This is a genomic window from Halomonas sp. MMH1-48 (assembly GCF_022348105.1).
GTDB classification, from domain to species: domain Bacteria; phylum Pseudomonadota; class Gammaproteobacteria; order Pseudomonadales; family Halomonadaceae; genus Vreelandella; species Vreelandella piezotolerans.
The window spans coordinates 36,308-49,287 of the sequence record NZ_JAKRFL010000009.1 but is presented as its reverse complement, the minus strand read 5'-3'; the positions used below and the strand labels follow the sequence as shown (position 1 = coordinate 49,287).

Sequence of the window (12,980 nt, the reverse complement as noted above, 5' to 3'; positions counted from 1 at the left end):
TGGCTTGGGTCGCATGGGCTGCGTGGCCGACACCCGATACCGCTAGGCAGGCACGAAGCGCAGCGCCACGCCGTTGTTGCACCAGCGCAGGCCGGTTGGCTCGGGGCCATCTTCGAACACGTGCCCCTGGTGACCGCCGCAGCGGGCGCAGTGGTACTCGGTGCGCGGCCAGACCAACTTGAAATCCAGTTTGGTCAGCAAGTGACCTTCGACATGGTCGAAGAAACTCGGCCAACCGGTGCCCGAGTCGTACTTCATGGCGCTGGTGAAGAGCAGCAAATCGCAGCCTGCACACCGGTACTCGCCCTCACCGTACTGTTCATCCAGGGGGCTCGAAAACGCCGCTTCGGTGCCCTCTTCGCGCAGTACATAAAAGGCGTCGTCAGAGAGGCGCTCCCGCCACTGCTCTTCACTCAGCTCCAGCGTATCCAAATCCGGGGCGGCTTCGAGATCGAGACGGGGAAAACCGAACGAGACTCCCGGCAATACACCGGCCAAACCGGTCAACCCTGCCAGTCCTAGGAAGTGGCGACGTTTCATTGGCGTGACTCCCATCGACAACGGTCGAATAGCAAAGAGAAACAAGCAGATAAGAAAAAGGGACGGTGCCTACGCACCGTCCCTTTCTGACTACTTAGTTGCCCTTACGTTCGGCAACTGTTCGCGAGACGTAAAAAATCACGTCAGCTGCGGGCCTGCTTGAATGATCGCGTCGTTGACGCCTTCGAATTTCTTGAAGTTATCGACGAACTTTGTGGCCAGCTCCTGCAGGTGGCGGTCGTAGGCGTCGCGGTCTGCCCAGGTGTCACGCGGATCGAGCAGGCTGGAGTCGACGCCCGGCACGGCGACCGGTACATCTAGGTTCAGGCCGTCGATGTGTTTGGTCTCTACGTCACGCAGAATGCCCGACTGAATGGCGCTGATGATCGCGCGGGTGGTCGGAATGGAGAAGCGCGAGCCGCCTTCACCGTAGGCACCGCCGGTCCAGCCGGTGTTGACCAAGTAGACCTGAGCGTCTTTTTTCTCGACGCGCTTGATCAGCAGGTCCGCGTATTCACGGGCCGGACGCGGGAAGAACGGTGCACCGAAGCAGGTGGAGAACGTCGCCGCCAGACCTTCGGACGAACCCATTTCGGTAGAGCCGACCTTAGCGGTGTAGCCCGACAGGAAGTGGTAAGCCGCCGCTTCTTTGGACAATATGGAGACGGGTGGCAGCACGCCCGACATGTCGCAGGTCAGGAAGACAATGGCGTTCGGCTCACCTGCCAGGTTTTCCGCCACGCGCTTCTCGACGTGCTCCAGCGGGTAAGCCGCACGGGAGTTCTGGGTCAGGCTGTCGTCGGCGTAATCCGGCTCGCGACGGTCGTCGAGGACGACGTTTTCCAGCACGGTGCCGAACTTGATCGCGTTCCAGATGACCGGCTCGTTCTTCTCGGACAGGTCGATGCACTTGGCGTAGCAGCCGCCTTCCATGTTGAAGACGATACCGTCGCCCCAGGCGTGCTCGTCGTCACCGATCAAGAAGCGCGCCTGGTCGGCAGACAGGGTGGTTTTGCCGGTACCCGAGAGGCCGAAGAACAGGCAGGTCTCGCCATCTTCACCGACGTTGGCCGAGCAGTGCATCGGCAGCACGTCGGACGCTGGCAGCAGGAAGTTTTGGACGGAGAACATGGCTTTCTTCATTTCGCCTGCATAGCGCATACCCGCAATCAATACTTTGCGCTCGGCGAAATTGATGATGACACAACCATCGGAATTCGTGCCGTCACGGTTCGGGTCGCAATCGAAACCGGCAGCGTTAAGGATCGTCCATTCGTCTTTCGCAGCTTGGTTGTAGGCCTGAGGGCGCACGAACATGGTACGGCCAAACAGGTTCTGCCAAGCGGTTTCCGTCGTGACGCGTACTGGCAGGTAGTGCGTGGCATCGCTGCCAACGTGAAGCTCGGCGACGAAGTGATCACGACTCTCCAGGTGCTCTTCGACCCGTGCCCACAAGGCGGAAAACTTGTCGGCGTCGAAGGGACGGTTGACGCTGCCCCAGTCGATGCTATCGCGGGTGGTCGGCTCATCGACAATATAACGATCTTTCGGTGAACGCCCAGTGCGTAGTCCTGTATTGACTACCAGGGCACCATTGGCGGACAGGCGGCCTTCACCACGGGCCACGGCGCGCTCGATCAGTTCGGCGCTGCTGAGATTGACGTGGGCTTGGGGGGCGGCTTGAGTCGTGGTCATGTCGATTCCTGGGTCTCTAATTTACCGGGCGTCGCCGACGCCTTGAGAAATCATCCTAGCCGCTGGCAGGGTGGTCACAGCTGACTAGGTGCGCTGAAGTCCGGCGCATTATGGCAAAAAGAAAACCCCCGGGAAACGGGGGCTTCGAGCAAATATCTTGTAGTTAAACTACTACAATACCACTACATTTTGTGTTGCAGCGCAGTAACTTTTCAAACAACCGTTTGCCCGCCTGGCGCTAGACGGGACCACCTGGGAGGTCTAGACGATAGGCCAAACAACATGCCCAGCCAGCGCCGACTACACAATTAGTGAATCACCGGCGGCGGCGCACCTGGGTCTTCCAATAAAATTTCAATATCGGCGGCGGTGTAGTGATATTTCGTGTGACAAAAATGGCATTGAGTGTCGATGGCGCCTTGCTCGTGCAATATATCGCGCAGTTCGTCCTTTCCTAATGTATAGAGCGCGTGGCTCATGCGCTCCCGCGAGCAGGTGCAGCCAAAGCGGAGCGTTTTGGGATCGAAGACCCGTACGGTTTCTTCATGGTAAAGACGGTAGAGCACGTCACGCTGCTCCAGACCCAGCAGCTCCTCTGACTTGATGGTGTCGGCCAGGTACACGCTGCGCTCCCAGGCGTCGACGTCTTGATTTTGCGACGCATCCGGCAGGCGCTGAAGCAGCAGGCCGCCTGCCCGCTCACCATCGGCTGCGAGCCAAAGCCGGGTCGGCAACTGCTCGGATTGGCCAAAGTAGGCTTCCAGGCAGCCACCCAACGTGTCGTGGTCCAGCGCGACGATCCCTTGATAGCGGTGGCCCTCTCGCGGGTCTAGGGTAATCACGATTTGCCCCTCCCCGACCAGCTCGCGGAAGCTGGCGTGCTCGCTGGGCAGCGCGGCGTCTTCGGCAATGCGCGCGATCGCTCGCAGCTCGCCACCTGGGTTGGATTCCGCCATGAGCAGAGCGAGCGCCCCTTGGCCACGCACTTCGATACTGAGCGTGCCATCGAGCTTGACGGTATCGGTCAGTAGCGCCACCGCCGCCAGGAGCTCACCCAGCAGTTGGTTCACTGCCGGTGGGTAGGCGTGTCGGTCGAGTACCTCCTGATAGGCGGTACCGAGCGTGACGATTTCGCCACGCACGTTGGTTTGGTCGAACAGAAAACGTTGGATTTGATCGGACATAACGAGACCATGAAAGAGAGAGTCAAAAGAGAGCGCTGGGAGTCAGCCGCGGCTTACTCCCCTTGTTGACGCTGAAAACGCTGGATATCGCGCCGCTGCTTTTTGTCAGGACGCTTGAGGGGGTGCTGCATGACTTCATTGGTCAGCCGCCGCGCCTCGGCTTCTTTGGCACGTCGCGTCGCGCTCTCTTGGGTTTCTGCATAGAGTTTGCGCGCCTCGGGGGCACCCCGACGCTGATCCGAGAGCGCCGTTACCTCCACTTCGAAAATATCCCAGCCCTGCGGAACGCGGATCAGCGCGCCCAGTTCGACGTTCTTGCTGGTTTTGACGCGGGCGCCATCGTAGTGAACTTTTCCGCCTTCAATGGCTTTTTTGGCTAAGGCGCGGGTTTTGAAAAACCGCGCTGCCCATAGCCACTTATCCAAGCGAACGCTATCACTCATTCACGCTCTCCTCAGGTGGGTGGATGCTGCCCTGGCAGATCGGCTGGCAGCAGTTGGGCAAATCGATCCAGAGCGATGAATTCCTGCAGCTCTTTTTCGGGGCGCTGACTATCGGGCTGCTTGATACCCAACAGATGCTTGATACCGAACTCGCGAGCGCTCTCTAAAACGCGGGGGTTATCATCGATGAAGAGCGTACGAGCAGGATCGAACGGCTCCCGTTCTTGCAGAGCCAACCAAAACGCCTGCTCCTCTTTGGCTGCCCCCACGTCTTCCGATGAGATGATGGCGTCCAGGTAGTTTTCCAACCCCGTGAGGGGGAGTTTCAACGCTAAGCTTGCGCGGTCGGCGTTGGTCGCCAATACGACCCGGGGGTGCGACTGGTTTAGCCACGTCAAAAAATCGTGTGCATCGCTGCGCAGACCAATCAAGTGTTGCACTTCGCGCTTGAGCGCGACGATGTCGACATCGAGCTCGCGGCTCCAGTACGCCAGGCTATACCAGTTCAGCGTCCCCTGCTCCCCCATGATGCGGGTTTTCAACGCGTCTTGACTGGCTTGGTCTAACTGGTGCAGCTCGACGTAGCGACGTGGCAGATGCTCGAGCCAAAAGTGGCTGTCGAAGTGGAGGTCCAGCAGCGTGCCATCCATATCGAGCAGGACGGTATCGATCTCTCGCCAATCAATCATTGCCGCTCCAGTCTGAAAGAGTAAGCGTGCTATTGTAGCGTAACCCGTTTTTTGCAGCCACGGAGGCAGGATGTCACGCGACGATACAGCACACGGCGATACGCCAAACGGCTACCCACGCAAGCCGCAAATCCTGGGGCGCCAGCGTGTTGCGCAAAGCCGCTTGTTCCAAATCGAAGCGCTGGACTTACGCTTCTCCAACGGAGAGGAGCGACAGTTCGAGCGGTTGACCGGCGCTGATCGAGGCGCGGTCATGATCATTGCCATGCCCGACCCAGAGCACGTGTTACTCATTCGGGAGTATGCCGCAGGGTTCGAGGACTACGTGCTCACGCTGCCCAAAGGCTTGGTCGACCCCGGTGAAGACATCGTGACCGCCGCGAATCGCGAGCTAATGGAAGAGTGCGGTTTCGGTGCGCATCGCATCGAACCGCTGGTCGAGCTGTCGTTGGCACCTAACTACATGCGCCACCGTATGCAGGTTCTCATGGCGACGGACCTCTACCCCAAGCGCTTACCGGGCGACGAGCCCGAGCCGCTGATCGTCGAGACCCATGCCATCGAAGAGTTACCCGCGCTACTGATGCGCGAAGACTTCCATGAAGCGCGCGCCATTGCAGCGCTCTATATTGCGCGGGATAAGTTGCGCGAAGAGAAGCGCCGTAGTGAGATGGATTTGCTCTAACCGCCTGGTTCAACAGCCAGAACGCGCCGGGCGTTCTGGCTGTTGAGCATTACAGATGATGCTTGAGCGGAATCCAGCGACGCTGGCGGTGGCTGTCTAGGCCCGCTTCCAGAAGCGCCATGCTACGAAGGGCGTCATCGATATCCACTGGAAGCGGCGCTTTATCACGAATCGCCGCGCTCACCCCTTGGTAATAGGCGAGATAATCACCTGGCAGCGAAGGATGATCGTGGCGCACCAGTGGCGCCTCCTCGCCTTCTCCCTCGCGCAGCGTGAGTATGCCAGGGCCATCTGCGCCCCAAGCGGCTGACGGCGTCTCCCCGGCTTTCAGACGATCTTCCTGCGGGTCTAGGCCGTATTTGATGTAGCTCCCCTTCGTGCCATGCACGCGGTAGCGCGGCGTCGGCTCGGCCACCAGCGTACCGGCACTCAAGCTGACACGTCGATCGTCATACTCCAGCAAAGCGAGAAAGTCGTCGTCGGCCCTGGCACCGTCGCGGCGTGCGCCTAGCTCGAGCAAAATGGCACTGGGCATGCCAAACAGTTCGCAGGCTTGATCGAGGAGGTGCGGTCCTAGGTCGTACCAAATACCGCCGCCAGGGGTGGCTTTTTCCCGCCAGCGATCACGCACTTCGGGGCGAAAGCGATCGAAGCGCGACTCGAACCCCGTTACCCGCCCCAGCGTCCCTTTTTCCAAAAGCGCTTTGAGCGTCAGGAAATCGCTGTCCCAACGGCGGTTATGAAACACCGATATCAACCGCTCTTTGTCCATTCCCAGGGCTTTTAACTGCTTGGCCTCGGAGAGCGTGACGGTGAAGGGTTTATCGACCACCACGTGCTTTCCAGCAGATAGCGCCGCTTTGGCCAACGGGAAGTGAGTGTCGTTTGGCGTGGGGATGACGATCAGGTCGATATCCGGTCGCTTACATAGCGCCAGCGCTTGGCTTTCTACCTCTACATTGGGCAGGTCTGCCTGCACTTTGGCCGCATCGCTCGATGAGACGGCCACTAGGTCCATCCCTTCGGTTGCTTGGATGAGCGGGGCGTGGAACGTCTTGCTCGCAAAACCATAGCCAACGAGGCCAACGTTGATGATCGCCTTCATTACAATCCTTAGTCGATGTGACGGTTCAGGCTGGCAAAAAAACAGCCCGCACGAGACGGGCTGTGGTGTCACTTAATCTAGCTTGGACAGATCGCGCACCGCGCCTTTGTCCGCAGAGGTAGCGAGCAGCGCATACGCCTTGAGCGCAGGTGTGACCTTACGCGTGCGCTGCTCGACGGGCTTCCAGGCATCTTTACCTTTGGCGTCCATTGCCTCGCGGCGCTTGGCCAGCTCGGCATCGCTCAGTTGCACGTTGATCGCGCGGTTGGGAATGTCGATCAAGATGGTGTCGCCCTGCTCGACCAAGCCTATGGCGCCGCCCGCCGCTGCTTCTGGGGAAACGTGGCCAATCGACAGCCCCGAGGTGCCGCCAGAGAAGCGGCCATCGGTGAGCAGCGCGCAGGCTTTGCCTAGGCCTTTCGATTTCAAGTAAGAGGTTGGATAGAGCATCTCCTGCATGCCCGGCCCCCCTTTGGGACCTTCGTAGCGGATAACCACCACATCCCCCTCTTTCACCTTGCCATCCAAGACGTTGGCCACCGCTTGGTCTTGCGACTCCACCACGTGGGCTTTGCCCTCGAAGACCAGAATGGAGTCGTCGACGCCAGCAGTCTTCACCACGCAGCCATCCAGCGCGATGTTGCCGTAGAGAACGGCCAAGCCGCCCTCGCGAGAGAACGCATGCGCCAGGTCGCGAATACAGCCGGTGGCACGGTCGCCGTCCAGACTCGGCCAGCGGGCGCTTTGCGAAAACGCGGTTTGCGTGGGAACGCCGCCGGGGCCTGCTTTAAAGAACTCCACCACATCTGGGCTTGGCGAGCGCATGATATCCCACTCATCCAGCGCCGCTTTCAGGCTGTCGCCATAGACGGTCGGCACCGAGGTATCCAATACGCCCGCGCGGTCCAGTTCACCCAGGATGGCCATGATCCCCCCGGCACGGTGAACGTCTTCGATGTGGTACTTCTGGGTATTGGGGGCCACCTTGCATAGCTGCGGCACTTCCCGAGAAAGACGGTCGATGTCCGCCATGGTGAAGTCGATTTCCGCTTCTTGGGCGGCGGCCAGCAGGTGGAGGATGGTGTTGGTCGAGCCGCCCATGGCGATGTCCAGCGTCATGGCGTTCTTGAAAGCGGCTTTGCTACCAATCGCGCGGGGTAGCAGGTGCGCCTCTTCACCTTCGTAATAGCGTTTGGCCAGCTCGACGATGCGATGCCCCGCGGTCTCGAACAAACGACGACGGTCAGCGTGGGTCGCCAGCACGGTACCGTTACCCGGCAGCGCTAGCCCTAGCGCTTCGGTCAGACAGTTCATGGAGTTGGCGGTGAACATGCCCGAGCAGCTGCCGCAGGTAGGGCACGCACTGCGCTCGACTTCGGCGAGGGTTTCGTCATCGACACTGTCGTCGGCCGCCATGACCATGGCATCGACGAGGTCGAGGCCGTGATCCAGCAGCTTGGTCTTCCCGGCTTCCATCGGGCCGCCGGAGACAAAGATGACCGGAATATTGAGACGCATCGCAGCCATCAACATGCCTGGTGTGATCTTGTCGCAGTTGGAAATACACACCAGCGCATCGGCACAGTGGGCGTTACACATGTACTCGACGCTATCGGCGATGATGTCGCGGCTCGGCAGCGAGTAGAGCATGCCATCGTGGCCCATGGCGATCCCGTCATCCACGGCGATCGTGTTGAACTCTTTGGCCACGCCTCCCGCTTTTTCGATCTCGCGCGCCACCAGTTGTCCCATGTCTTTTAAGTGCACATGCCCTGGGACGAACTGGGTAAACGAGTTAGCAACGGCAATGATCGGTTTATGAAAGTCGTCGTCTTTCATACCGGTGGCACGCCAAAGGGCACGAGCGCCAGCCATATTGCGGCCAGCGGTGGTGGTACGGGAGCGGTACTCAGGCATGGTGTCCTCTACATCTTTATCGTGGCCTGCCGCATACGTGGCGGCAGGCAATTGAATCCAGCGGCCTTAGATTGTGGCATGAGCGCACCGCCTAGACTAGATGTAGAGGGCAACCAAACGCGTGGGGTGCTGATGCCTCCTTAAAAGGTCTCCCACTCCTCCTCGGCAGGAGCCGTTTCTCGACGCTTGGGCGCAGGTGTGGATAGCGCCTCTGCGCGCGCTTGTAACGCATGTTGCGACGGTAGGCCGGGAGCTGGATCGTTACGCTGAGACAGTCGCATCCGCGCTGTCTCGCTGCTCTCTTCCTCCGCGCCCTCTAACCGGAAGGCGGCAATGACGTTCGCTAGGTCTAGCGCTTCGTGGGTCAAGCGCTGGGCGGCGCTGGAAATCGACTGCACTTTGGTCGCGTTCTGCTGGGTGACATGATCCATTTCAGAGACCGCCGTATTGATCTGAGCAATGCCGCTGCTCTGCTCGTCCGAGGCGGTACTGATCTCTTCCATGATGTCGCTTACCCGCATCACTTGGTTGACCACCTGCTCGATAGATCGCTCGGCCTCTTTGACGGCATCCGCGCCACCGGCAATCTCTTGAGAGGAGGTATCGATCAATCGGCGAATCTCGCCCGCCGCATCGGCACTGCGCCCGGCCAAATTGCGTACCTCGTTGGCGACTACGGCAAATCCTCGGCCCTGCTCACCTGCCCTAGCGGCTTCGACCGAGGCGTTCAAGGCCAGGATGTTGGTCTGGAAAGCAATACCATCGATGACCGTGATGATATCGTTCATTTTAGCGGCGCTTGCCGCGATGCGCTCCATCCGCTCCACCAACGCCTGCATGCGCTCACCCGTTTCGCGGCTGGTCGTCGCATTTTGCATGGCCAGTTGATTGGCTTGACGCGCGTTTTCGGTATTTTGCTGCACCGTTGCGGTCATTTGGTCCATGCTGGAGGCCGTTTGCTGCAGCGACGAGGCCTGCTGTTCGGTGCGTGAAGCCAACTCCTCGTTTTGCTGATGGATGTGCTCCGAGGCGGGCGTGACGATCTCCACTTTGTTGCCGACTTCGGTAATCAATCCTGAGAGGCTGGCACGCATGGTTTCCAGAGAAGCCAATAGCTCGCCAAGCTCATCGTTTCGCTTGAGGGTGACCCGATTGGCCAAATTACCTGCTGCAATTTGAAACGTGACGCGACGTGCTTCATTGAGCGACTTGATCAACGACCGTAGCACGGCCACGCTGAGCCCTACCATCAGCAAAATACCGAAGAGTAAGACGCCCAACTGCCCCCACAAGAGCCATTGCTGCTGACGCTCTGCATTGGCCATGAGTGTTTGAGCCGCGGCACGCTCGTTATCGACCAGCAAATTGATGGTGGCACTAATGCTATCGGAGGTCGGCTTCACGACATCGTTGAACGCCTCGAACGCCGCAAAGCCATTGCCATCGCGTATCGCGGTGAATGCCGTCTCAGCGCCGCTCAAGAACGTCGTCAAATGCGCCGTCAGCCCCTGCTGAACGCCACTGGTTTCCGTGCGCTGGGCGGTGAACCCCTGCCATGTTTGGTTGATATCACCTTGGAGTGTGTTCAACTGCTCTTCGAGCAGATCCAGATCGGCACGTCGCGGGTTACGCACGGCAGGCTCCAGCGCCTGCAAGAGCTGGGCGGTACCCTGCTCGATTTGCTGCAGATTGGCCACCCCTTCGAGCCCGGTTTGGTTCAGTGTGCGCAGCCGGTCAGCAGAGCTGGTGATGCCATACACGCCGGCGGCCCCCGCCACGGCCAGCAGCGCAATAGCGGCAATGACCATCCCCATCAGTTTGGCCTGCATACTGCTGAAGCTAAAACGCTGCACCCATCCGCGCACCCCGGTGCGCCGTAATGCACCATGATGGAGCTTGAACCCTCGGCTTCGGCCCTGTTGCATAGTGCTATACGCCCTGGCGGCGCGGGCAATGGCTTTTTGTCCGGCTTTACGGCGAATCGCCGTATAGCCTGCCACTCGTTGACCATCGAGTAACGGTGCTACCGTGGTATGTACCCAATACGTGTCGCCATTTTTACAGCGATTTTTGACGACCCCTTGCCACGTTTTTCCCTTTTCGATGGTCGCCCACATATTGCTGAAAACCATCGCAGGCATGTCCGGATCACGAAAGATGCTGTGGGGTTCCCCCATTAGCTCTGTCTGCGCGTAGCCACTGACATCGACGAATGTCTGGTTCACGTAGGTGATCTTTCCCTGGCGGTCAGAGCGTGAAATCAACACCTGATCATCAGAGAGTTCGAATGCTGCTTGGCTGGATATGCTCATCAAGAACCCCACCTGTTATTTTTGAGAAAGGCCTGTTTTGCCTATGACCCAGCGACGTCCTTTTTACCAAGCCGTGACCTGACGTCGAGCCGCTTTCCGACCAACGCCTCACACCAAAAGATGCAGCAAAAAATATGCCACCCGGCGGGTGGCATATTCAAATGATCGATCATGCGATACATCAATGGTGATTAAACGCAGCGCTGCGCCTCACCTCATTCAAAACGCATCCCACTCCTTGTTCTCATTTTGAGCCGGCGTATGCCCGCGCTGGCGAGCGCTCGATTCTTGCGTCGGCGCGTCACTCGGCAGGGCTGCTACGTTCTGCTTGACGGCTTTCTGAGCCCGCGCCAGCTTTTCACGGGCCGTGCTGGTGCTCTCGGCCTGAGCGCCTTCGAGGCGGAAGGCATCGACGACGTTGGCAAGCTCGAAGGCTTCCAGCGCCAGGTTGTCTGCCGAGGCCGCGATCGACTGCACTTTGGTGGCGTTTTGCTGGGTCACCCCATCCATTTCGGCAATGGCGGCGTTGATTTGACCAATCCCGCTGCTCTGTTCGTTCGATGCCGTACTGATCGAGGCCATGAGCTCGCTGACGCGGCTGACCTGCGCCACGACGTTCTCGATGGCGCTCTCGGCTTGCTCGACAGCGCTACGCCCGCCGCTCACCTCTTGCGTCGTGCTATCGATCATTTTGCGAATTTCCTGGGCGGCATCGGCACTACGACTGGCTAGGGTGCGTACCTCACTGGCGACCACGGCAAAGCCCCGGCCATGTTCGCCCGCACGGGCGGCCTCTACCGAGGCGTTGAGCGCCAGGATATTGGTTTGGAAAGCAATGCTGTCGATGACGCCGATCATTTCGGTCATTTTTTCGGCGCTTTTGGCAATGCGCTGCATGCGCTCGACGAGCTGCTCCATTTGTTGGCGAGTATCCCGCGTGCTGGCGGCATTTTGCTGGGCTAGCTCCGTGGCTTGACGCGCATTGTCGTTATTCTGCTGAACGGTGGAGGTCATCTCCTCCATACTCGAGGCGGTTTGCTGCAGCGACGACGCTTGCTGCTCCGTGCGCGAAGCAAGCTCCTCGTTTTCGGCAGCAATTTGTTGGATCGCAGGCGTGACGACCGACACGCGGTTTTCGACGTCGCCCACGATACTAGAGAGACTGAAGCGCATCGTATCCAACGAGTAGAGCAGTTCCCCCAGCTCATCGTTGCTCTGGCGACGCTCACGCGCCGCCAGGTTACCGGCCGCGATTTGAAACGTCATATAACGCGCCCCCGCCAAACTGCGAAAGACCGACTTCAGAATGAACACGCTGAGCGCCACCAGTATGCAAAGACCGATCAACAGCAGTACTAGCTGAGCAATGAACATCTGCTGACGGCCTTGTCGTGCGTCCTCCACCAGATCGGCGGCACCGGCACGCTCGTCGTCCACTAGCTGGCTGTTGAGCTCTCGGATATTGGCCGTTGCGGGCAGCACCACGCTATTGAGCGCCTCGAACGCTGCAAAACCGTTGGCTTGATCGATCGCTTCGATGGCGCCCGTCACGCCGCCGCGCCAAGCGGCGAACGCTTCATCGAACCCCTGGAGCACCGTTGACGACGCGCTGCTGGTTTGGCGATACGCCTCCCATAGTGTTTGGGCACTTTGAGTGTTGGCCGCCAATTGTGACGATACCGTTTCCATATCGACACGACGCGGGTTTCTGACGGCGGGCTCTAGCTCCTCGACGGCCAGTCCAATATGGCGCTCGATGAGCTGCAAATCGGCGACGGACTCCAATCCAGAACGGTTGAGGGTTTCCAGTCGCTCACCAGACACGCTCAAGCCGTAAAGACCCAGTCCACCCGACAGCCCTAGCAACACGACGGCTGCCACGACCATCCCAATCAATTTGGCTTTGAGACTGGTGAATTGAAAGCGGGCGACAATGCCACCCAGCCCCCGGCGCTGCAATGCGCCTTGTTGTAGCGTATAGCGGCGCGACTTGCCCTTTTCACGTATGTCGGCGTACACCTGCTCGGCCAAGGCAATGCGCTTTGGCGACGCTTTACGGCGCAGGGAGGTATAGCCCACGATGCGATCGCCGTCTCGCAAGGGGGCAACGGTAGCGTTGACCCAATAGTGATCGCCATTTTTGCGACGATTTTTCACCGTTCCCTGCCACGTTCCGCCCGCTTGAATGGTTTTCCAGAAATCGGCGTAGGCCGCTTCGGGCATATCGGGGTGACGGATCAGGTTGTGCGGTGCTCCCAGCAGTTCATCTCTCGAATAGCCGCTGACTTCTACGAAAGCAGCGTTGGCATAGGTGACGTTCCCTTTCAAATCCGAGCGTGAAATGAGTACCGTCTCTTCGTCGAGCACGTATTCACGTTGCGTAACGGGCTGGTTATTGCGCATAGAAGCT

The 12,980-nt window shown here is 59.2% G+C and carries 10 protein-coding genes; 1 reads left to right on the top strand and 9 read right to left on the bottom strand.

All coding sequences use genetic code 11. The features are described from left to right. Positions 1–42 precede the first annotated feature (42 nt). The 5 genes from msrB to yrfG all read right to left on the bottom strand — a co-directional run bounded on the left by msrB (position 43) and on the right by yrfG (position 4,551). The gene (msrB, locus tag MHM37_RS10025) at positions 43–540 is read right to left on the bottom strand and encodes a peptide-methionine (R)-S-oxide reductase MsrB (protein WP_153842746.1); all 498 of its coding nucleotides are present in this window, start codon (positions 538–540) and stop codon (positions 43–45) included. Between the two features lie 138 nt (positions 541–678). Beyond that, positions 679–2,235, bottom strand: coding sequence for a phosphoenolpyruvate carboxykinase (locus tag MHM37_RS10020; protein ID WP_219861278.1), 1,557 nt, complete (start codon positions 2,233–2,235; stop codon positions 679–681). A 308-nt stretch (positions 2,236–2,543) separates the two neighbouring features. Then, a complete protein-coding gene (hslO, locus tag MHM37_RS10015; RefSeq protein WP_139526989.1) occupies positions 2,544–3,419 on the bottom strand; it encodes an Hsp33 family molecular chaperone HslO in 876 nt (291 codons plus the stop codon). Positions 3,420–3,472: 53 nt separating this feature from the next. After that, complete coding sequence (gene hslR / locus MHM37_RS10010; RefSeq protein WP_139526988.1) at positions 3,473–3,862, bottom strand: ribosome-associated heat shock protein Hsp15; 390 nt, start codon at positions 3,860–3,862, stop codon at positions 3,473–3,475. Positions 3,863–3,873: 11 nt separating this feature from the next. After that, positions 3,874–4,551, bottom strand: a complete 678-nt coding sequence (gene yrfG / locus MHM37_RS10005) for a GMP/IMP nucleotidase (RefSeq protein WP_219861280.1) — start codon at positions 4,549–4,551, stop codon at positions 3,874–3,876. Positions 4,552–4,621: 70 nt separating this feature from the next. Between yrfG and nudE the strand changes: the two genes are divergently transcribed. Then, entirely contained in the window at positions 4,622–5,236 is a 615-nt protein-coding gene (nudE, locus tag MHM37_RS10000) for an ADP compounds hydrolase NudE (RefSeq protein ID WP_139526986.1), read from the top strand. Between the two features lie 49 nt (positions 5,237–5,285). Here the strand turns inward: nudE and MHM37_RS09995 are convergent, their stop codons facing one another. From MHM37_RS09995 to MHM37_RS09980, 4 genes are all read right to left on the bottom strand, one after another. Then, positions 5,286–6,341: an oxidoreductase gene (locus tag MHM37_RS09995; RefSeq protein WP_153842743.1), complete on the bottom strand. Its 1,056-nt coding sequence runs from the start codon at positions 6,339–6,341 to the stop codon at positions 5,286–5,288. Positions 6,342–6,413: 72 nt separating this feature from the next. Then, entirely contained in the window at positions 6,414–8,258 is a 1,845-nt protein-coding gene (ilvD, locus tag MHM37_RS09990) for a dihydroxy-acid dehydratase (protein ID WP_239296541.1), read from the bottom strand. A gap of 140 nt (positions 8,259–8,398) precedes the next feature. Continuing rightward, complete coding sequence (locus MHM37_RS09985; protein ID WP_239296540.1) at positions 8,399–10,570, bottom strand: PAS domain-containing methyl-accepting chemotaxis protein; 2,172 nt, start codon at positions 10,568–10,570, stop codon at positions 8,399–8,401. A gap of 219 nt (positions 10,571–10,789) precedes the next feature. Next, positions 10,790–12,973: a PAS domain-containing methyl-accepting chemotaxis protein gene (locus tag MHM37_RS09980; RefSeq protein ID WP_239296539.1), complete on the bottom strand. Its 2,184-nt coding sequence runs from the start codon at positions 12,971–12,973 to the stop codon at positions 10,790–10,792. Positions 12,974–12,980 lie beyond the last annotated feature (7 nt).